A 21,096-nucleotide genomic window follows, 5' to 3' on the forward strand; every position below is an offset into this window, starting at 1 on the left:
GCCCGGGACCACCGGCCGTCAGGCCGGGATCCCGGACGTCGTTCTCACCCGGTGAGATTCAGTCGTCCGGAAGCCGCAATTCAGTCGTCGCGGTGGATGATGTTCTCCTGCAGCTGGAGGAATTCGACGTGGCGTTGGTACTGGTCGAGCACGTCAGCGATGATCTGCTCCTTCGAGAAGCCCATGATGTCGTAGCCCTGACCAGTTCCTCCGTCGAGGTAGACCTCCATCCGGTAGTAGTCCTCGCCGGTTCCGCGGGGAACCATTCCACCGAACGACGGCACGCTGACCTTGTGCGGCCACACCTGATAGCGGAACGGGTACTCCCCGTCTCCGTCGACCTCGAACTGGAAGAGTTCGCCGTCGTCGACGAACACGCCTTCGTTATCGACGCGACCACAGCGTGATGAGATTCCGCGGTCTTCCATCTCCGCAGCCACCTCGTGGAGGGTGGGGATGAGGACCTTCTGCTCGAACTCCTCGGCGCGCGCCCGATTCGGGAAGGACAGCACCCGGCCGAGCTGACGCTGCCAGGTCTCGTGACCGGGACCCCGGGAGCGACGGGCCAGAGAACCGGGCAGGGTCGTATCGACGCTGTCGACGCGGTTCGCCTCCACCCGCAGTGCCTTGTACAGGCCGATCATGACGAGGATGACGACGAAGGCGAAGGGCAGACCCATGATCACCGTCGCGTTCTGCAGTGCGCCGATGCCTCCGACGAGCAGCATCGCCACCGTCAGGGCACCGGTGAGCACGGCCCAGAAGATGCGCAGACCGGCGCGACCGTCCTCGGAGGGGTTGCGCAGATTCGACGACAGGTTCGCCATCACCAGGGCCGCAGAATCCGCGGTGGTGACGTAGAACAGCAGAGCCGTGAGCGTGGCCAGACCCGCGATGAGGAAGAAGGCCGGGTAGCGGGAGAGCAGGTCGTAGAAGCCGCCTTCGGGGCTGACCATGACCGCTTCGCCGAACTTCACATCACCGTTGCGGATGATGTCCAGGGCCGAGTTTCCGTAGATCGAGATCCACATGAAGATGTAGATGAACGGAATCGTCAGGGTGCCCAGCACGAACTGGCGGATCGTGCGTCCGCGGGAGATGCGGGCGAGGAAGAGCCCGACGAACGAAGCGAAGGCGATCCACCAGGCCCAGAAGAACAGGGTCCAGTCGGTCATCCATGTGCCGGTGTCTTCGAAGGCGAAGGTCTGTCCGGCCATGTCCGGGAACAGGCGGACGAAATCCGTGATGTTGAGGACGAAGGCGTTGAGCAGGAACTGCGTGTTTCCGGCCACGAGCACCCAGAAGCTCAGCGCAATGGCGAGCACGACGTTGAGGACGGAGAGGAACTTGATGCCTTTGTCCACACCCGAGACCGCCGAGAGCGTGGCGACGCCGACACCGACGACGACGATGCCGACCTGGGTAGCGGTGCCGATCGGGATCCCGAAAACCGTGTTGAGGCCGACGTTGACCATGACGACGCCGATGCCCAGTGAGGTGGCCACGCCGAAGATCGTTCCCAGCAGAGCAGCGAAGTCGACCGTCTCGCCCAAAGCACCATTGACACGCTTGCCGAAGATCGGGGCCAGCGCCGAGCGGATCGCCAACGGCATGTTCATCCGGTAGGCGAAGTAGGCCAGAGCCATACCCATGAGTGCGTAGAGTCCCCAACCGCTCAGGCCGTAGTGGAAGAGCGCCCACACGGTGGATTCGCGGGCGGCGGCGACCGTCTCTGGCTCCGTGCTCGGCGGGGTGAGGTACATCGTGACCGGCTCGGCCACGGCGAAGAACATGAGGTCGGTGCTGATGCCGGCGGCGAAGAGCATCGACGCCCAGGCGACGAGGCCGAATTCGGGCTTCGAGTGCTCGGGGCCGAGCTTCGTGTTGCCGTAGCGGGAAGCCGCCAGGTAGATGACGAAGACGAGGACGGCGAGGACGAGGAGAACGTAGAACCAACCGAACCAATCGGAGGTCCAGCCGACGACGGCGCCGAGGACCGCCTCGGCGTTGGTCGGTGAGATGAGAGCCCATACGGTGATGGCGATCGCCACCAGGGCCGCGGCCGCGAACACTCGCTTATTCACGGGCGGAAGCGACGGCTTCACCGTGCCCTTCGCCTCTCCCTTCGGTTCACCCGGCGGGGTGTCGACTGATGCTGACATGGTTGTGCTCCTTATCCGGACGCTGTTGCGTCGTGGCATCGGACCCGATCAAACGGCGTGCTCAACCGGGCATGATCAACGGCTGTTGCTGAATGGAATTCCGTCCTCGCCGAATCCCCGGTTCCACGGGGACGGCCAACAACGGAGGTTACCACATAGACACTTCCGGTCATTTGTCCTGTTATGCCACGCGATTCTGCAGATCAGCGGCTCACCCTCGCCGAGGCGGGGCTCAGAGGGAGACGAAGAGCAGCGCGGCCGCCATCACCACCCCTGCGCCGAGGAATGTGATGACGGTGTAGCCGAGGATGTCACGCATCTTCAGACCGGCAATGGCGAGCACCGGCAGCGCCCAGAACGGCTGGAGCATGTTCGTCCACTGGTCGCCGTAGGACACGGCCATGATCGCGATCGACGGGTCGACGCCGAGCTGGTTGGCCGCATCGAGCATGATCGGGCCCTGTACGGCGAACTGTCCGCCGCCGGAGGGGACGAAGAAGTTGACGAGTCCTGCCGAGATGAGCGCGAGAACCCCGAACGAAGCCGGGTTCGCGATCGAGACGATGGCGTCGGAGAACACCGCGATGAGTCCGGTGGTCGACATGATGCCGAGGATTCCTGCGTAGAGCGGGAACTGCAGGAGGATCTCGCCGACATTCGACGCCGCCTCCTTCGTCAGGTGGATGAGTTCGAAGGGATTGCGCACGAGCAGCAGGATGAGCGCGAGGAACGACCAGTTGACGATGTCGAGTGTCAGTCCCCCGCCCTGCGCGAAGTGGATGACGAGGTAGACGACGAGCGCCAGACCGATGATGAGGGTGAGGATGCGCGAGGCATCGATGCGATCGGCCGGTGTCACGACCTCATTGTCGGCCTGCGACTGCGTCTCCGAGCTCACCGAGGCGGGCAGTTCGTAGACGGGGGCACCGGCCTTGGGTGCAACGAGGAAGAAGAGGAGACCACAGACGATGATGACGCCGGCGATGGCCAGCAGGTTCCAGCCGGCGAAGATCGTCTCGGAGACGGGAACCGTCTGCCCGCCGAGGGATTCGGAGAGGAAGGAGTCAGGGGTGGCCGCGGTCAGCGGGCCCGATCCCGAATAGCCCATATGCCAGACGACGAATCCGGAGTATCCGGCGGCCACGAGCAGCGGGAAGTGGACCTTGATCCCGCGTTCGCGCGACTGCACGGCGATCTCACGGGCGAGCAGAGCGCCGACGACGAGGCCGAGGCCCCAGGTGATGAGGCTGGCGAGAGCGGCGACGAGGAAGACGAAGACATAGGCGAAAGTGGCGTTGCCCGGGACGCGGGCGAGCCGGGCCAGCAGTTTCCGCACGGGTCCGGTGTTGGCGAGGATGTGGCCGAGCAGGAGGATCAGGCACATCTGCGTCATGAACTCGAGCAGTCCGGCCAGTCCCTCACCCCAGCCGATGACGACGTCGGTCGGGCCCGCATCGGTGAAGATGAACGCAAGGACGGCGACGATGAGGGTGAGGACGATGGCGAAGGTCAGGGCCGAGGGAATCCACTGTTCGAGGAATCGGTTGACCGGCCGCATGATCCCTTTTGAGGCTGCGGCGTTGACCTGGGTCGACGGCTTCGGTGCCGACATGGGAAGACCTCCCGCTGAGATTTATGAGAATTGGCTGTGCGTGGTCTCAGCATACAATCAGGGCGCTGTCTCCCGGTAGGAGACAGCGCCCTGACGGCGATCACAACCCGATCACGATCGGAGCCCGGATTCCCAGGACTCCGAACGCACCGATCAGCTCTGTTTGTACACGAGCTGCTTGTTGACGAATTCGTCCATCGCCAGCGGTCCGAGCTCCCGGCCGACGCCGGAGCGCTTGACTCCGCCGAAGGGCAGGAACTCGCGTGTTCCCTCCGGAGCGTTGAGGAAGACCATGCCGGAATCGATCTGGTCTCCGACGCGTTCGGCACGGGCGATATCGGTTGAGAACACAGCGGCACCCAGACCGAAGGGGGTGTCGTTGGCGAGTTCGACGGCCTCCTCTTCGCTGCTGACCTTGTAGACGATGACGGCGGGGCCGAAGAGCTCTTCGTAGTATCCGCGCATGCCCTTCTGCACATCGGTGAGGACGACGGGTTCGACATAGGCGCCGCCGCCGTCGTACTTCTTGCCGCCGGCCAGCAGGGTCGCGCCCTCGCTGACGGTGTCCTGGACCTGCTCGACGAAGCGGTCGGCGGCGGCCACCGACGACAGCGGGGACAGACGGGAGCCCTCCTCGCCGGGAACGGCGGGGGTGTTCTTCTTGGCCGCCTCGGTGATGGAGGAGACGAAGTCGTCGTAGATGTCGTCCATGACGATCATCCGCTTGGGCGAGTTGCAGGCCTGGCCGGTGTTGCCCATGCGGGTGTTGAAGAACGTCTTCGCGGACTTCTGGACGTCGTCCGTGTCGAGCAGGATATACGGGTCGGATCCGCCGAGTTCGAGCACGACCTTCTTGAGGTTCTTGCCGGCCTCGGCGGCGACGGCGGCACCGGCGCGTTCGGATCCGGTCAGGGACACACCGTGGTTGCGCGGGTCGGGCAGGATGATGTCGGCGACCTGCTCGTTGCTGGCGTAGATGTTGATGTAGGCGCCTGCGGGCAGTCCGGCCTCGATGAAGATCTCTTCCATGATCTGTGCCGAGCGGGGGCACTGCGGGGCGTGCTTGAGCAGGATGGTGTTGCCCAGGGCCAGGTTCGGGGCGGCGAAGCGGGCGACCTGGTAATAGGGGAAGTTCCAGGGCATGATGCCCAGCAGCGAGCCGACGGGCTTGCGGCGGATCATGGCGGTGGCGTCCTTGGGGCCGCGCAGGGGTTCGTCGGCCATGAAGGCTTCGGCGTTGTCGGCGAAGTACTTGTAGATCATCGAGCTCAGCTGGACTTCGCCCTTGCCTTCGGGCACGGATTTGCCCATTTCGAGCTTGATGACCTCGGCGAGCTCTTCGGCGCGTTCGGCGTAGATCTCGGACACGCGGGTCAGCAGTGCGGCGCGCTCGGCCACCGTGGTCCTGCTCCACTCGTCGAATGTCGTCGCCGAACGGTCGAGGGCGGCAAGGATCTCGGCATCGGTGGCGGTGGGGAATTCTTCGGCGACCTGGCCGGTCGCCGGGTCGGTCACGCGATACGTGGTGGTCATGGCTGTCCTCTTTCACTTCGACGGGGTTGTGCGATCTCCGGTGGTGTGATCGCAGGTCCATCCCCCACGCTATGGCCGAAACCCGGCGGCGGCAACGGCGGTCTCAACTCCTGGGCGGATTCCCAGCCATCACCGAGGTGGCCGACCCGACCGGCGGTGCGCTCAGCTGCGCCGCCGGTCGGGCCAGGCTCGTCAGCCGGCCGGGTCTGAGTCGAGGCTCGTCAGCCGGTGACGCCGGTGAGTTCGTTCGGTGCGTGCGGCAGCGAACCCTCGGCCATCACCTCACCGGATTCGAGGTCGACGATGTGGATCGTCTTCTCCGCCGGATCGCTGACATAGGCGACCTCGCCTTGGACGAAGAGCGTCGGGCGGGCCTGCTGCCATTCGACGGGCTCTTCCCATTCGTCGATGACCGGGTATTCCTCCGTCACCGAGGCGGTGGCGGGGTCGATGATCTTCAGAGTGCCGTCCGTGGTCAGGACGACGCCTTCCCCGTCGGGTCCGCGGCCGAGCGACCGGAAGCTGTACGAGGCGCCGAGGTCGACGAGCGAGAGCTTGCCGGTCTCCGTATCCGTGACGCTCACCCGTTCGGGACGTTCGAGCTCGGCGTCTTCGTCGACTTTGTAATCGCCGAGGATGTACTGCGATTCATCGCTTCCGGACTGATTGCCGATGCGACCGAAGGAATCGGGGGCATCGATCTTCTCGAACTTGCCCTCCTTGTACAGCAGGATTCCGTCCTCGCAGCCGAGCGCGATGACCTCGTCCTTCGCGGCGGCTTCGCCGTGGACCCCGGGGCAGTCGTCGCTGCTGGCGATCTCCTTGCCGGAATCGTCGACGACCTGGGCGCCCGAACGTTCGTCCTCGGTGCCGACCGTGCGCAGCATCGACCCGTCGGCGAGCTTCACGGCGACTCCGTGATGGGGTTCTGCGGCTTCGGTGACCTCGGGTTGCGGGTCGCCGTCGGAGAAGTCCTCGGTGTCGAAGGTCTGGATCTTGCCGTCGCCGTCGCCGAAGAGCACGGTGGTCTCGCCGTGGTTGACGACGTGTCCGGGCAGTTCGGTGTCGAAGACGGTGTCGGTGAGCTGCGGGTCGGCGGCGTAGCTGTGGGTGTGGTCGCCATGGGGCTGGGTCCAGACTCCGGCGTCGAAGAGCCGGAATCCCTCGGCGACGGAGACCATGAGGTGGCGGCCGTCGCCGACGGGATTGAGGCGGTTGAAGCCCTCGAGCTTCGTATCGTCGATGACGTCGAGGGTCGTCGCGTCAAGGGTGAGGATCCCGCCGTCGTAGGTGGTCACGATCCGCGGCTGCGCGGCGGCGAGTTCCTGGGCGTGCCCTGTCTCGTCCGTGTCTTCTTCCGAGCCGGCGGTCCTCTCGTCCTGACCGACCGCGTCGTAGTCGGTGGCGTCGTCGCCGGCCTGGCAGCCGGTGAGCAGCAGCGCCGAGGCGACCACCGCCGATCCGAGCATGTGTCGTTTCATCATTCGCACTCTCTAGTTAGTGAGACTCGTTATCATTAGCAGGTCGATACTAACCCGATGCGGGACGGAAATGCGAAATGGGGTCACGACCGGCCGCGAAGGCCATCGTGGCGCACCGGCGCACGGTCGATGGTTGGGCCTGCTATGACGTGAGTCACTGTTACGGTAGTGCCATGGCCAGTGTGACTGAACTCGTGAAGCGCTACTACTCCACCGTCGACGCCGGAGATGCGGGCGCCACCTCGGCGCTGTTCGCCGCCGACGCCAGCTACGATCGGCCCGGCTATCCGACGATGGTCGGCCAGCAGATCACTGATTTCTACCATGGTGAACGCGTCATCGAATCCGGTGCGCATTCGCTGCAGGAGATCCTCGTCGACGGCGATCGGGCGTCCAGTCGCGGTGTCTTCAGCGGTCGTCTCAGGGACGGATCCGAGACCTCGGTGGGATTCGCGGACTTCTTCCTCTTCGACACCGAGGGCCTCATCGCCGAGCGCACCACGTACTTCTACCAAGCAGCGGTCTGAGCCGCTGCGGCTGATCACATCGTGTTGACGATCAGTCCGATGTGCGTGTAGAAGTTCATCGCGCCGAAGAGGACGAACACGATTCCGGTGATCGACCAGACCACGCCGGTCACGGAGATCGAAGCACCGCGGACCGGCGCGTCGACCGGGGTGCCCAGCACCCTGCGCACCGCGAAGGGAAACAGCACCGCTCCGAGACCGACCAGGGCGAAGAGCAGTGACATGAATGTGGCTTCGATGACCGGGTAGTCAGCGAAGGCGCCGGAGATCGGCTCCTGCGGTGGCGCGGCGAAGAGCTGGTAGACGGTTCCCGCGAGAGCGATGGCGAAGAGCGCCAATCCGAGCGCGGCGATAAAGATCGACAGCGGCTTCACCGTGCTTGCCGCCATGCCCAGCGGATCGGCATCGGCTTTGAGGTCGGCCCCGCGCTTCCACAGATACCAAGCAGCGGCAAGCATAAGCACACCGAAGGCGAGGCTCGTCTCACCGAAGATGACGTTGTCGAAGGCGAATCCGCCCGCCGCCAAAGGCCAGGTGAGGGTCATGTGCAGGCCGGTCAGGGTGAGGATGAGTCCCAGCACGCCGAAGATCAGCGCCCATCCGTCGGTGCTGAGCACATGTCGGCCTCCGCGCCATTTCGATCCAGCGCCGTCAGCTGCTCCGGCCGCCGCTCCGGCACGGCGCAGTTCCCGGTAGAACAGGACGACGGCGAGCAGTCCGGCTCCGACCGCCACTGACATGATCGTGTTGTAGGTGGGCATCGCGGCCCAATCGATCATTCCCGGCGTTTCGACGCCGGTGAAGAATCCGCCCATGGTGATTTCCTCCTGAGGTGATCGCATTGCGGCGCCCGGGGCAGGTTGCCGCGGAGCCCCAATGCACTTGCTCCCATGACAACGCTGGGAGTCACCTCAAAGATTCCTTATTCGTCCTGGTGAAGGTGTCTGTCTCGTCACCAAAACGGGCCGACGGTCACCACATGGGCAGACGATTCAGCGCCCCTGACCGCGGGCTTCGAGGACAGCTTTCTGGATCCGGTCGCGGACGGCGGCGGCCTGAGGGGTCGGTTGGGGTCCGTAGGCCTCTTCGACCTGCTCGAAGACGTCTTCCATAGCTGCGGGGTCGACGTCGACGGGCAGATCCTCAATGGCGGCGAAGGCCGGGCCGATATGGTCCATGAAGCCGCGGATCCCGTCCTCTCCCCCGCCGAAGTGCATGCCTTCGAACTGGCCGATGGCCGACCATCGCAAACCCAGCGAATTCTTCAGCACCGAGTCGAGGTCCTCGGCGGTGACGACCCCGTTCTGCACGAGCGAGATCGCTTCCCTCATCAGCGCATTCTGCAGCCGGTTGCCGACGAATCCGCGGATCTCACGCCGCAGCACCACCGGTTCGCGCTCGCAGCTGCGATAGAACTCGACCGCGGCGTCCACGGTCTCCTGGGAGGTCTGCTGGGAGGGCACGACCTCGACGAGCGGCATCAGGTGCGGCGGATTGAACGGGTGGCCGACGATGACGCGAGATGCTGCGGACTCCGGGAGCGCGGCCGCGATCACTGAGGCCGGGATCGTCGACGACGAGGTTGCGAACACGGCCCCGGCAGGCGCCGCCTCGGCGATCTGAGCGAACAGCACCGGCTTCGATTCGGGATCCTCGGGACCGGATTCCTGGACGAAGACGACACCGGCCACGGCGGCTTCGACGGTCTCGGCGATGTCGACGGTGCCGACCTGCGAGGCCAGCTCGTTCCGGGCGGAAGCGTCGGCGGTCACCTCGGCCTGCAGCTCGGCGACCACCTCGGCGAGGTCGGGACGCGGGTCGAAGACCCGCACCGTGTACCCGCTGCGGGCGAAGAGGAAGGCGAACGACCGGCCGATGGTTCCGGCGCCGATGACGGCGACTGTTGAGCTCATGTGTCCAGGCTATACCTGCCCCATCTGCTCAACCGGCGGAGTTCACTGGGGCGTGCGAGAACATTCACCCAGGCGCGCGTGGGCACGCTCCGGCCGGTTCACCGTACTCGAATCGTTGCCGTGCGCCTCCCGCCGAGGTCACGTCCTGGTGGCACAATGTCACCATGAGCGCGAACCCAGAACTGAGAACTGTGGACTCGGAGATCCTCGCCCTGGCGGAAGACGAATACGCCGCCGCGGCAGAGACCGCGCGCATCGAGGTGCGCGAGATCCACACCGCCGACGAAGCGGCCAAGGCCTCAATGCTGCTCGACGAAGTCTGGAATGTCGACGAAACCGGCACGAACGTGTTCGAACCCAGCCTCATCATCGCCTTCGCCCACGCCGGCAACTACGTCTCCGCCGCATACAGCGTCGACGAACCCGACGAGATGATCGGCGTGACCATCGGATTCTTCGGCCAGCCGCTGGGCACGGTCATGCATTCGCATATCGCCGGCGTCCGCCACCAGATCATCGGCCGCGGCGCCGGGTCCGCGATGAAGCTGCACCAGCGCCTGTGGTGCCTCAACTTAGGCATCACCGAGATGACCTGGACCTTCGACCCGCTCATCGCCCGCAATGCGTACTTCAACTTCCAACGTCTGGGCGTCGGCATGGTCGAATACCTCGAGGACTTCTACGGGCAGATGCGCGACGGAGTGAACTCCGGCCAGGCCAGCGACCGGATGATGGTGTCATGGCCGCTCGACCGTCCTGCCCGGGCATCGGTCGTCGATCCCGGATCGGCGTTCCCCTGCCTGCGCGCCGATGACGACGGGGAACCGCTCCTGAGCGAGGTGCCGAAGGAGACCGAGTTCGTCTCGCTGGACTTCCCCTCCGACATCGAGGACCTGCGCGGTCAGGATGCCGAGCTCGCCAGCCGCTGGCGTTTGGCGCTGCGCACCGCGCTGACCGGCCTCGTCGGCGACGGCTGGGTCGTCGACACCTGCCTCAAGGGTGGGACCTACCTCCTCCACCATCCCTGAGGACCCATTCACCTCGGCGTCACTTGGCCCGTGTTCACTGATGTGATGACGACTGCACCTGCCCGCACCGCCGAGGTGGCCGGTTCGTTCCTGCGCCTGGGCCTGACATCGTTCGGCGGTCCCATCGCCCACCTCGGGTACTTCCGTGAGACCTTCGTCGGCCGCCGCGCGTGGCTGGATGACCGCGCATACGCCGACCTCGTGGCCGTGTGCCAGATGCTGCCCGGCCCCGCGTCGAGCCAGGTCGGAATGGGACTCGGGCTGCGCCGTGCGGGCCTGCCGGGGCTCGCAGCCGCGTGGGTGAGCTTCACCCTGCCGTCGGCGATTCTGCTCACCCTCTTCGCGCTCGGGCTCTCGGCCTTCGGCGACCTCGGCGATGCCGGGTGGCTGCTCGGGCTCAAGGCCGCCGCGGTGGCCGTCGTCGCCGGTGCCGTGCAGTCGATGGCGACAACGCTGACCCCCGATGCCCGGCGGGCGAGCATCGCCGCTGCCGCCCTCATCCTCCTGCTCGTCATCCCGGATTCGATCGTGCCGACGGCCCTCGTCCAGATCGCAGCGATCATCCTCGGCGGAGTGCTCGGCCTCGTGTGGCTGAAACGGCCCCACAAAGGTGGGAAAGAGCAGGAATCCCCCGCCGAGGCGGCCGCCCCCGAGAATAGGGTCGCCTCCCGCGGCGCCAGACGGCTGGGCATCGGCGCCCTCATCGCCTTCGCCGCGTTGCTGCTCGGACTGCCCGCACTCACTGCGGCGACCGGGGACGCGACCATTCGCCTCATCGACATCTTCTATCGGGCCGGAGCCCTGGTCTTCGGCGGTGGCCACGTCGTCCTGCCCCTGCTCGAGGCCGAACTCGTGCCCACGGGGCTGATCGACCACGATACGTTCCTCGCCGGCTACGGCGCCGCTCAGGCCGTCCCCGGTCCGCTGTTCACCTTCGCTGCGTTCCTCGGAGCGTCGATGATGACGGGACCGACCGGTATCCTCGGCGCCGCCATCGCCCTGCTGGCGATCTTCCTTCCCGCCGGTCTGCTGGTGATCGGGATCCTGCCGTTCTGGGAACGGCTGCGTGCCTGGGAACCGGCGACGGCGGCACTGACCGGAGTCAATGCCGCCGTCGTGGGGCTGCTGGGAGCCGCGCTCTACGATCCCGTCTTCGTCGAGGGGATCACCTCGCCTGCGACCCTGGCGCTGGCCGTCGCCGCCTTCGTTGCCGGGACCATGTGGAAGGTCCCGGCATGGGCGACGGTGATCGGCGCAGGGCTCATCGGCTGGCTGCTGCTGTGATCGGTCAGGCCCGGGGCCCGGCCGATCCCTGCCCGGATCAGTCTCTGCCTAGCTCAACCTGCTGAGATCAGGACTCTTCCCAGTCCTTGCGCAGCAGCTTCTTGTCGAGTTTGCCCACCGAGGTGCGCGGCATCTCGTCGACGACCCTGACTTCGTCGGGCATCTGCCACTTGGCGAAACGAGCACTCAGCGTTTCGACGATCGCGTCCCTGGTCACCTCGGCGCCGGGGTTGGCGACGACGTACGCGACGGGACGCTCATCCCACTTCTCGTCGGGGACGCCGATGACGGCGGCCTCACTGACGTCGGGGTTGTCGAGGATCGCGTTCTCCATGTCGATCGACGAGATCCACTCGCCTCCGGACTTGATGACGTCCTTGAGACGGTCGGTGATCTTGAGGTAGCCGTACTCGTCGATGGTGCCGACGTCACCCGACCGCCACCAGCCGTCGAGGAAGCGATCGGCATTGTCGGGCAGCTGATAGTAGGACTCGGTGATCCAGGGGCCGCGCATGAGCAGCTCGCCCATGGACTTTCCGTCGCGTGGCAGCTCATTGCCCTCGGGGTCGACGGTCTTCATCTCGACACCGATGATCGGCAGGCCCTGCGAGCGCTTGAGATCCCACTTCTCCTCCTCGTCGAGGTCGAGACCGGGACGGATCTTCCAGTTCGTCGACGCCAGCGGCGTGGTTTCGGTGGCACCGTAGCCATGGATGACATCAGCTCCGGTGACCTCCTTGAACCCGCGCATCATCGACAGCGGCGGCTCCGAAGATCCGGAGACGAGGCGGACCCCGGAGAGGTCCGGAGCCTGCGGCATCTTCTTCATCATCTGCAGCATCGGCCCGAAGATGGCAGGGGCGCCGTTGGCCAAGGTGACCTTCTCCTCGACGAATGCCTGGGCGATGGCGCCGAACTCCTCGGCGGCGAACTTGCCCGGCAGGACGAGTTTGGCACCGGCGGCCACCGCGTTCTGCGGGAATCCCCACGACAGCACATGGAACATCGGCGTGATGGGCATGACGCAGTCGTCGAAGCCCGCGTGGAGTGCGGCCAGACCGCCCATGGTGTGCAGGTAGATCGAGCGGTGCGAGTAGTAGACGCCCTTGGGCCGGCCGGTGGTGCCGGTGGTGTATCCGGCGTAGGCGGCGGTCTTCTCGTCGACGACCGGCCAGTCGAAGGTCTCGGGCTTGTCGGCGATGAGATCTTCGTAGGAGACGACGTTGTTCAGGCTCGTCTCGATCTCGGCGATCGGTTTGTCGGTCATGACGACCCAGCCCTTGACGTCGAGCTTCGGGGCCAGCGATTCGGCGACGGTCAGCAGAGATTCGTCGACGAAGATCCAGTCCGACTTCGAGTGGCTGACGACGTAGGCGAGGTCTTCGGGAGCCAGACGCAGGTTGAGCTGGAGCATGGTCGCGGCCACACCGGGGACGGCGAAGTAGAGCTCGAGGTGGCGGCGGGAGTTCCAGTCGAGGACTCCGACCATAGAGCCGGCGCCGACGCCGAGGTCGGCGAGGCCCTGCGCGAGCTGAGCCATGCGCTTGAATTCGTCGGCGTAGTTCGACCGGCCCCAGGAGCCGTCCGAACGGCGGTAGACGACCTCGACATCACCGAAGACGGTGGCTGCGTGGCGGATGAGGCTGGTGGTGTTGAGCTGGTAGCTGTCGCCGAGGGTGGACGGAATTCCTGTCAGCATGAGACTCCTTCGTTCGTGCTCCGGTCCCGTCGCGACGTTGTGGCTGCGACGGGAGAGGTATCGTGATCGCCGGTTTCGTGGTGGGCGGTCGTCACCATCACATCAGCTGTGGAGGCGGCGCGGATGCGGTTGAGTCGATTCGTGGTCAAACAGTTATCAACCGATCCGTAGTCGGGCAGTCATGGACCGATCCGTGGCCAGGCGTTCATGGACCGGCCCGTGGACTGGCAGTCATCAACAATCTCATCCGCGCCGCTCCAGGATCATTCCCCGGTGAAGCCGGGTGCTCTCTTGTCGAGGAAGGCGGCGACTCCCTCGGCGAAGTCCTTACTTGCCCGCAGAGCATCCTGCCCTTCGACCTCGCGGTCGAAGGACGAGTCGAGTTCGGCCAGGCTGGCCCGATTGATCGCTCGCTTCGACGAAGTGAGGGCCCGGGTGGGGCCCTGAGCGAAGACTGCGGCGACTTCTTCGGCACGTTCCAGGTGACTTCCCGCCGGAACGACCTCGCTGGCCAATCCCCAGTCGAGGGCATCGGCGGCCTGCAGCTTCTCTCCGGTCAGCGCCAGGCGCAGAGCCCGGTGACGCCCGGCCGAGGCGGCGACCAGGGCGGTCGAGCCTCCGTCGGGCATGAGGCCGATCTTCGTGAACGGCAGCATGAGGTAGGACTTCTCGCTCATCACCAGATAGTCGCAGGCCAGAGCGAGGGAACAGCCGATGCCAGCGGCCGGTCCGGACACCGCCGCGATCGTAGGGATGGGCAGGTCGAGGATCGAGGCGATGATCTCGTTCGCCCCGGCGAGGTCGATGCCTTCGCGCTTCGCCACTCCTCCCTGCAGATCCGCCCCGGAGCTGAAGGACCGCTGACTGCCGGTGAGGATGAGGGCACGGGAGTTCACGGCCGCCTCGGCGACGGCTGTGCCGATGGCTCGGAACGTCGACTCGTCGAGCGCATTGAGGCTCTCCGGACGATTGATGGTCACGGTCGTGACATCGCCGCTGACTTCGGTGAGAACACTGGTGGACAATGCGACTCCTTCGTACGAATCCGATGATCCGGGTAGCTTTCGGGGCGTCTGCTTCTCTCCGCCCTCGAGACGTACAGAAGCATCTCCCGCCACTTTAACGTACGTTAAGTTGATCTGCGTCACACGTCCGGGCTGATTCGAGGTCGGGGGCCATGCTCGGGTCGCACTCGAACGGTGCCATTATGCCCGGCGGCGGGGACTGCGCTGGTCTTCGGCGTGCAGCTGCGCGAGATAGCGGTTGTAGGCCTGCAGTTGGGCGTCGCCGTCGCGAGCGGCCTGACGGTCGATTCTGCGGCTGAGACGCTCGTCCGATCTCTGCCACTGGATGATCAGCACCCCGAGCATGATCAGGGTGGGGATCTCCGTGAAGGCCCAGGCGATGCCGCCACCGACGAACTGATCGTCCAACGGGTCGATGCCCCACGGCGCCATACCGTAGTAGCCGGTCAGCAGGGTGCTCGACATCATCACCACGATTCCGAAGAACGCATGGAACGGCACGGTGGCGACGACCTCGAAGACTTGGACGACGGTCGGATCGATGCCCAGCCTCCGCTTGCCGTCGGTGCGCGGGGACGGGTCGACGCCGAAGATGTTCCAGAAATAGAGCATGCCGATGGCCACGAAGTGGATGAACATCAGATTGTGACCCCACATCGTCGACATCAGCCGGTCGAAGATCGGAGTGAAGTAGAGCCCGTAGAGGCTCATGAGGAAGAGTGCGGTCGTCACGATCGGGTTCGTCAGCACGCGCATCGGGCGGCTGTGGACGACGGCGAGGATGATGCGGCGCAGATTCCACCGTCCCGACCCGGCCGGCAGAACGCGCAGCATCAGTGTGATCGGCGCGCCGAGGACCAGCAGGATGGGGCTGAGCATCGACAGGATCATGTGTTGGATCATGTGCATGCTGAACAGCTCCATGCCGTAGCCGTTGAGTGCTGTGCCGTCGACGAGAATCACCGTGACGATGCCCGAGCACCACCAGATCAGGCGGGAGATCGGCCAGCGCACGCCACGACGGTGAAGAAGCCACACGCAGAAGGCGTACACCAGCAGACCGGCCGCGGCCAGGATGACGATGACGGGGATCGGCTGCGGATGCCAGTCGATGACTCGTGAGAAGGTCGGAGGCAGACTCGGGTGCCACATCACCCCGCTCATACTCTGCTCCTGCACGGCCACCCCCTGTCATCTCATTTCTACGTGACGTAGAAATTCGGTTCGGTGACCACCGTACGCCTCATGCGCGACGCCGTCATCCGTTCGAGGCGGCTGTTGGGGATGGTCGCGGCTCCGCCGCTCCTAGGCCAGTGCCGCGTCGAGCTGGGCGGTTCTCAGGCCAGTGTTGCGTCGAGCTGGGCGGTTCTCAGGCCAGTGTTGCGTCGAGCTGGTCGGCGGTGAGCTCCCGGTCGGCGAAGACCAGCCGGATGGCAGCCGGGTCGGGATTGCCGACATCGGGTGCGCGGTGAACGAGTTCGAGGCCGAGCTTGCGGGCGACCACCGCCGAGGCGGTGTTGACTTCGAGCAGATACGCCACGACCGGCAGATCGGGGTCGACGTCCCCGGCGGCGGCGATCGCATCGCGCGAGACCGCGGTCGCCAGTCCCCGCCCCTGCGCCTCGGGGCGGAATCGGTATCCGAGGTTCCAGAACGCTCCGGGTGTGCCGCGGGAGGCACCGGGGCCGGCGACTCCGCGCAGCGAGCACCCGCAATGGCCGAGGATGTCCCCGCCGGGCGCCTCCCGGACCATCCACGGCCCGATTCCGTCGAGCTCCCATTGGGAGACCAGTCGAACGAGGATCGCTTCGGCTTCCTCCTCATCGGTCAGGCGTCCGCTGGGCAGGTGAGTCCAGACCCGCGGGTCGGAGTCGACGGCGAAGAACTGGTCGACGTCGTCGACGCTGGGCCGGTCGAGCACATAGTCGGGCGTCTGCCCCATCAGGCCAGGGCCGCCTCGAGGTCGGCCCACAGGTCGTCGAGGTTCTCGATGCCCACGCTCAGACGGATGAGTCCCTCGGGCACGGTCGCCGGTTCCGACGGGTGCCGCCGACGACGCTCGATGAGGGATTCCACCCCGCCGAGGGAGGTCGCCGGCGTCCACAGTCGGACCGCCTCGGCGATGGCGGTGGCCTTGTCCGCGGATTCGACGGTGAAGGAGATGATCGCGCCGAACCCGTTCATCTGCGCGGCCGCGCGGGCATGGCCGGGGTCGTCCGGTAGGCCCGGGTAGCGGGTTTCGACGACGGCGGGGTGGGCGGCCAGGCGCTCGGCGATGGCTTGGGCGTTGGCCTGCGCGCGGTCGAGGCGCACCGCCAGGGTGCGCAGTCCGCGCAGGGCCAGCCAGACCTCGAAGGGTCCTGCGATGCCGCCGCGCATGGATCGTTCCGTGTGCAGCTCCTCGCGCAGTTCGGTGTTGCCGGTGATGACCGCGCCGAGGACGACGTCGGAGTGGCCTGCCAGGTATTTCGTCACCGAGTGCACGACGATGTCGACGCCCAGATCGAGCGGAGTCTGCAGCAGCGGGGTGGCGAAGGTGTTGTCGACGCAGACGAGGAACCCGCGGTCCTTGGCGGTCGCGGTCAGCGCGGGAACGTCGGCGACCTCGAGCATCGGGTTCGTCGGCGATTCGATCCACAGCATCCCCGGGGATCCGGCTGTGCCGGCACTCGCCGAGGCGGTCGTTCCATCCGTGTCCCCCGCCGAGGCGGCCGTCCCGTCCGTCGCCGCCTGACCTGTCGTGGCGTGCCCCGCTCGATCGAGGGCGGCGATGACCGCCTCGGTGTCGGAGATGTCGACGGTGACGAGGTCGAAGTTCTGCCGCCCGGCGATCTGCTCCGCGGAGGCGAGCGCCCCCTGGTAGCTGTGAGTCGGGATGATGAGCGTGCCGCCGGCGGGCACGAGGCTGATCACGGCGGAGATCGCGGCCAGACCGGAGCCGAAGACCAGTCCGGGCAGGCTGGCATGTTCGAGCTGACCGAGCGCCTCTTCGAAGGGCGTCCAAGCAGGAGTGTCGAAACGGGCATAGGCGTAGGGCGATGCGGAGATGTCGCCCGCGCCCACGAAGGTCGAGGACAGATCGATCGGCGGGTTCACGGCAGCGCCGTCGGTGCGCTGCGGGCGCCCGGTTTCGACGACGAGAGTCTCGGCAGCGTACTCGGAACGAGCGGCGGATGAGGGGGCAGGCTCAGGCTGTGTCATGTCCCCAATATACGGGCGCGATCGCCGCTGGTGCCGAGCCGTCCGGATTCCATCACTCGAGACTGTCGATCATGTGCTCGAGCAGCAGGCGCGCTCCGGGCGACTGCCGCCTGCCCTTCGCCCACACGGCGTGGAGTTCGCGGGTGAGGTCGACGTCGTCGCCCACCGGCAGCGGCACCAGCCGCCCGGCCCGGAAATCATCGCGCAGAGCGAGCTCGGAGAGAACGGCCGGGGCCACGGATGTGGCGGCGGCGATGCGCAGGGCGGAATTCGATCCGTACTCGCCGGCCACGCGCACCCCGCCCGCGCCGAGCAGCGCCGCGTCGATGGTCTCCCTCGTGCCGGAGCCGTTCTCACGCACCAGCAGCGGCACCTGCGCGAGCCCCTCGGCGGTGATCGGCGTCGTCCAGGCGTGGGCGAAATCCGGGGCACAGGCGATCATGAGTCGGTCACGGCCGACCACCTCGGCGTTGAGGTCCTGGGGCAGGGACACGGACTCGATGAGCCCGAGGTCGCAGGTCTGCCGGCGCACCCGGTCGATGACGGTCGCGGAGTTCTCCACCGACAGACCGATGTCGATCGTCGGATGCGCGGCACGGAAGGTCGTGAGGTGGTGGGGCATGAGGTATTCGGCGACCGTCAGCGAGGCGCTGACCTTGACGGTTCCGGCGCGGGCGTCCTGGATGGCGCGGGCACCGGCGTAGAGGGTGTCGTAGGCTTCGATGACCTTCGAGGCCCATTCGGCGACGGCCCGGCCTTCGACGGTGAGTTCGGTTCCCCGCGGCGAGCGCCGCAGCAGCGGCACTTTGAGATCGCGTTCGAGATTGCGCAGACTGCGCGAGGCGTTCGGCTGGGCGAGATCGAGTTTCGCCGCGGCCTGGCCGATCGATCGGGCGTTGCCGCTGAGGGCCACCAGCAGACCCAGAGCCTGAAGCTCGGGCCAGTTCTTCATATTGCCGAGAGCGTGCATATGCCCATCATGGCATATCAGATCCATATGGGTTGCGTCGAAATCACCGTCTACTGCGGCTGCGCAGGCGTTGACAGACTGAAGCCATGAACCGCTTGACCTCCCTCTTACCCGGACTCGCCGTCGCCGCCGTGGCCACGGCCGTCGCGTGGCCGATCTCCATGCTCGCCCCCGTGCTCTCACCGCTGCTCGTGGCGATCGTGCTCGGCATCCTCCTGGGCAATCTCGTGCCCAACCTCCCCGAGGCGTTCATGCCCGGACTCAGCTTCGCGGCGAAGCCGCTGCTGCGCCTGGGCATCGTCGCTCTCGGTGCGCAGGTGGTGCTCGGCGACATCCTCGATCTCGGCTGGCTCGTCCTCGTCCTCGCCGCCGTCATCGTCGCCGCCGGCATCCTCTCCGCCCTGGCCCTGGCCGGACCGCTCAAGGTCGACCGTCCCCTGGCCGTGCTCATCGGCAGCGGCTTCGGCATCTGCGGTGCCGCCGCCGTCGCCGGAGTCGAGTCGACCCTGAAGTCGAAGAAAGAGGATGTCGCCGCCGCGATCGGCCTCGTCGTCCTCTTCGGCACTCTGATGATCGCGATCGTGCCCGGACTCTCGACCGCCCTGGGTCTGTCCCCGGAGACCGCCGGAATGTGGGGCGGAGCCGCCACCCATGAGGTCGCCCAGGTCGTGGCGATCGGCGGCATCATCGGGCCCGCGGCCCTCGAGATCGCCGTGCTCGTCAAGCTCGCCCGCGTCATCATGCTCGCCCCCACGGTCGCCGTGTTCAGCTACGCAGTGCGCCGCAGTGAGGACAAGTCACTGGCGAACACCGGCACCGAGGCGGCCGCGGGTTCCGAGCCGGTCGCGGGTTCCGCCGCGACCCCTGCGGGGGCGGGGTCGGCCGCGGGTTCCGCGGCAGCCTCCGGTTCCGAGCCGACCGCGGGGTCGGTGTCGACCACGACGAAGCAGGCTCCGACTCAGGGCAAGCGCCCGCCGATCGTGCCACTCTTCGTCGTGGGGTTCCTCATTATGGCGGCTCTGCGCACCTTCGGTCTGCTGCCGGAGTTCGCGGTCACCGGCCTCAGTTGGATTCAGACCGTGTGCTTGGCGATGGCGATGTTCGCCCTCGGTCGCGGAGTGCAGTGGCGATCACTGAGGAACCTCGGCGCCCGACCGATCGCCCTGGCCGCCTTGGTCACGATCATCGTCGCCCTCATCGCCCTCGGCGGAGCCCTCCTCCTCACCTGATCCCCCCAATTACTACTGTGAGTATTGATAGTGGCTGGTCTGGGACTGGCTGGCAGAGTAGGAACTGACCGTCCCATCGATCATCATGACTCTAATTGCTACTGACTCCAACGATGTCCTCGTCGGGATCTGTCTGATGATTGGTGGGCGGTCGGCACCGGCTCGGCCCACATCGATAACTTGATCAGAAGGTTGTCCGTTCCTGACCGAACGTGACTCATCACAGTGGTGTTTCGACGTGACTATCTCCCGGACCGGAGCCGACCGTTCGACGGTCGGACCTCATCCGTTCCGACACAGGAGAAGCACGAACCGTCATGACTATCATCTCGCATTTATACGCGTTTGTCGTTGGCGTCGACACCCACGCGAAGAACCACGTCTACAGTGTCCTCACCAAGTCTGGTGAGCACATCGATACTGCCACGTTCCCGACGACAAAAGCCGGCATCAAACGAGCCCTGACGTGGGCCGGGCGTCGTACCGGCGGGGACCTTGAGACCCTGTGGGTGATCGAGGGTATCGGCACGTACGGGGCGATCCTGGCCGATCATGTCGCCGAGGCCGGGTACACGGTCGCCGAGGCTGCCAGCATGAATGCTCGCGACCGGCATGCCACGGGCAAGGACGACCGGATCGATGCCCGACGGATCGCTGGCGCGGTCCTGTCGCTGGATGAGTCGCGGCTGCGGTTTCCCCGGCAGGCTGATGGGCCGCGTCAGGGACTGCGGATCCTGGTCAAGGCGCGGGAGTCCATGACTCGGGAGAAGACCCGGACGATCAATGCGCTCACTGCGCTGTTGCGTGGTCATGACCTCGGTGTCGATGCGCGTCGGAAATTGTCTGTCGTCACGATTCAGACGGTGGCGAAGTGGCGGATCAGGGACGAGTCTGTGGCACTGACCGAGGCTCGTCGGGAAGCCATCCGGTTAGCCAAACGTGTCGTCGAGCTCGATGCCGAAATCAAGGACTACGCCGCCCGGATCGAGGCCTTGGTCAAGGACAGTCCGGGGGCGGCGTTGCTGGCTGAGCCGGGGATCGGTCCGATCACTGCGGCTGTGTTCTACCTGGCGTGGTCGCATCATGGGCGGGTGCGTTCCGAGGCTGCGTTCGCGAAGTTGGCGGGGGTCTGTCCGATACCGGCGTCGTCGGGGAATGTGGTGAGGTTCCGGCTGAATCGCAGTGGTGATCGTCGGTTGAATTCTGCGTTGTACATGGTGGCAGTCACGCGGCTTTCTCACCATAAGAAGTCCCAGGCGTACATGGCTAGACGGCTGAGTGAGGGGAAGACGAAGAAGGAGACGATCCGGTGTATGAAGCGTAGTTTGGCCCGTTCGGTGTATCGGATTCTCGAGGCCACGAACCCGATCGGTCAAGCCGCTTGACCGACATAGAAGGATCCTGACGGCGGCTGAGCAACCTGGCGTGGAGT

Annotated in this window: 17 protein-coding genes; 5 read left to right on the forward strand and 12 right to left on the reverse strand. The window is 65.9% G+C overall.

The window, feature by feature from the left end; translation table 11 throughout:
• Positions 1–80: 80 nt before the first annotated feature.
• From betT to aztD, 4 genes are all read right to left on the reverse strand, one after another.
• Positions 81–2,162 carry a choline BCCT transporter BetT gene (gene betT / locus HF684_RS15170; RefSeq protein ID WP_169253151.1) on the reverse strand — a complete coding sequence of 694 codons (2,082 nt, stop codon included), beginning with the start codon at positions 2,160–2,162 and terminating at the stop codon, positions 81–83.
• Positions 2,163–2,394: 232 nt separating this feature from the next.
• Positions 2,395–3,774 carry a TIGR00366 family protein gene (locus tag HF684_RS15175; protein WP_169253152.1) on the reverse strand — a complete coding sequence of 460 codons (1,380 nt, stop codon included), beginning with the start codon at positions 3,772–3,774 and terminating at the stop codon, positions 2,395–2,397.
• 153 nt (positions 3,775–3,927) lie between these two features.
• Entirely contained in the window at positions 3,928–5,307 is a 1,380-nt protein-coding gene (locus HF684_RS15180) for an NAD-dependent succinate-semialdehyde dehydrogenase (RefSeq protein ID WP_169253153.1), read from the reverse strand.
• Positions 5,308–5,528: 221 nt separating this feature from the next.
• Positions 5,529–6,788, reverse strand: coding sequence for a zinc metallochaperone AztD (gene aztD / locus HF684_RS15185; RefSeq protein WP_169253154.1), 1,260 nt, complete (start codon positions 6,786–6,788; stop codon positions 5,529–5,531).
• Between the two features lie 173 nt (positions 6,789–6,961).
• Between aztD and HF684_RS15190 the strand changes: the two genes are divergently transcribed.
• Positions 6,962–7,315 carry a nuclear transport factor 2 family protein gene (locus tag HF684_RS15190; protein WP_169253155.1) on the forward strand — a complete coding sequence of 118 codons (354 nt, stop codon included), beginning with the start codon at positions 6,962–6,964 and terminating at the stop codon, positions 7,313–7,315.
• Positions 7,316–7,329: 14 nt separating this feature from the next.
• Here HF684_RS15190 and HF684_RS15195 read toward each other — a convergent pair whose 3' ends face one another.
• Complete coding sequence (locus tag HF684_RS15195; RefSeq protein WP_169253156.1) at positions 7,330–8,130, reverse strand: DUF981 family protein; 801 nt, start codon at positions 8,128–8,130, stop codon at positions 7,330–7,332.
• Positions 8,131–8,307: 177 nt separating this feature from the next.
• Positions 8,308–9,228, reverse strand: coding sequence for a 3-hydroxyacyl-CoA dehydrogenase NAD-binding domain-containing protein (locus HF684_RS15200; RefSeq protein ID WP_169253157.1), 921 nt, complete (start codon positions 9,226–9,228; stop codon positions 8,308–8,310).
• A 164-nt stretch (positions 9,229–9,392) separates the two neighbouring features.
• Between HF684_RS15200 and HF684_RS15205 the strand changes: the two genes are divergently transcribed.
• Complete coding sequence (locus tag HF684_RS15205) at positions 9,393–10,256, forward strand: hypothetical protein (RefSeq protein ID WP_169253158.1); 864 nt, start codon at positions 9,393–9,395, stop codon at positions 10,254–10,256.
• 45 nt (positions 10,257–10,301) lie between these two features.
• Positions 10,302–11,540 (forward strand): chromate efflux transporter, encoded by a 1,239-nt coding sequence (chrA, locus tag HF684_RS15210; RefSeq protein WP_169253159.1) that lies wholly within the window; start codon positions 10,302–10,304, stop codon positions 11,538–11,540.
• 67 nt (positions 11,541–11,607) lie between these two features.
• Here chrA and HF684_RS15215 read toward each other — a convergent pair whose 3' ends face one another.
• The 6 genes from HF684_RS15215 to HF684_RS15240 form a co-directional block, all read right to left on the reverse strand.
• The gene (locus HF684_RS15215; RefSeq protein ID WP_169253160.1) at positions 11,608–13,239 is read right to left on the reverse strand and encodes a long-chain-fatty-acid--CoA ligase; all 1,632 of its coding nucleotides are present in this window, start codon (positions 13,237–13,239) and stop codon (positions 11,608–11,610) included.
• Between the two features lie 263 nt (positions 13,240–13,502).
• Positions 13,503–14,264: an enoyl-CoA hydratase-related protein gene (locus HF684_RS15220; RefSeq protein ID WP_169253161.1), complete on the reverse strand. Its 762-nt coding sequence runs from the start codon at positions 14,262–14,264 to the stop codon at positions 13,503–13,505.
• A gap of 180 nt (positions 14,265–14,444) precedes the next feature.
• Positions 14,445–15,428, reverse strand: a complete 984-nt coding sequence (locus HF684_RS15225) for a cytochrome c oxidase assembly protein (protein WP_169253162.1) — start codon at positions 15,426–15,428, stop codon at positions 14,445–14,447.
• 205 nt (positions 15,429–15,633) lie between these two features.
• Complete coding sequence (locus HF684_RS15230; RefSeq protein ID WP_169253163.1) at positions 15,634–16,206, reverse strand: GNAT family N-acetyltransferase; 573 nt, start codon at positions 16,204–16,206, stop codon at positions 15,634–15,636.
• Complete coding sequence (locus tag HF684_RS15235) at positions 16,206–17,465, reverse strand: PLP-dependent aspartate aminotransferase family protein (protein ID WP_169253164.1); 1,260 nt, start codon at positions 17,463–17,465, stop codon at positions 16,206–16,208. The genes HF684_RS15230 and HF684_RS15235 overlap by 1 nt, the downstream gene beginning before the upstream one ends.
• Positions 17,466–17,517: 52 nt before the next feature.
• Complete coding sequence (locus HF684_RS15240) at positions 17,518–18,435, reverse strand: LysR family transcriptional regulator (RefSeq protein ID WP_169253165.1); 918 nt, start codon at positions 18,433–18,435, stop codon at positions 17,518–17,520.
• Between the two features lie 86 nt (positions 18,436–18,521).
• On the opposite strand from HF684_RS15240, the gene HF684_RS15245 reads away from it, so the two are divergent.
• Both HF684_RS15245 and HF684_RS15250 read left to right on the forward strand, forming a co-directional pair.
• The gene (locus tag HF684_RS15245) at positions 18,522–19,664 is read left to right on the forward strand and encodes a putative sulfate exporter family transporter (protein WP_169253166.1); all 1,143 of its coding nucleotides are present in this window, start codon (positions 18,522–18,524) and stop codon (positions 19,662–19,664) included.
• A 317-nt stretch (positions 19,665–19,981) separates the two neighbouring features.
• Positions 19,982–21,049, forward strand: coding sequence for an IS110 family transposase (locus tag HF684_RS15250; RefSeq protein ID WP_169251415.1), 1,068 nt, complete (start codon positions 19,982–19,984; stop codon positions 21,047–21,049).
• The last annotated feature ends 47 nt before the right edge of the window (positions 21,050–21,096 follow it).

The organism is Brevibacterium sp. 'Marine' (genome assembly GCF_012844365.1).
Classification (GTDB): domain Bacteria; phylum Actinomycetota; class Actinomycetes; order Actinomycetales; family Brevibacteriaceae; genus Brevibacterium.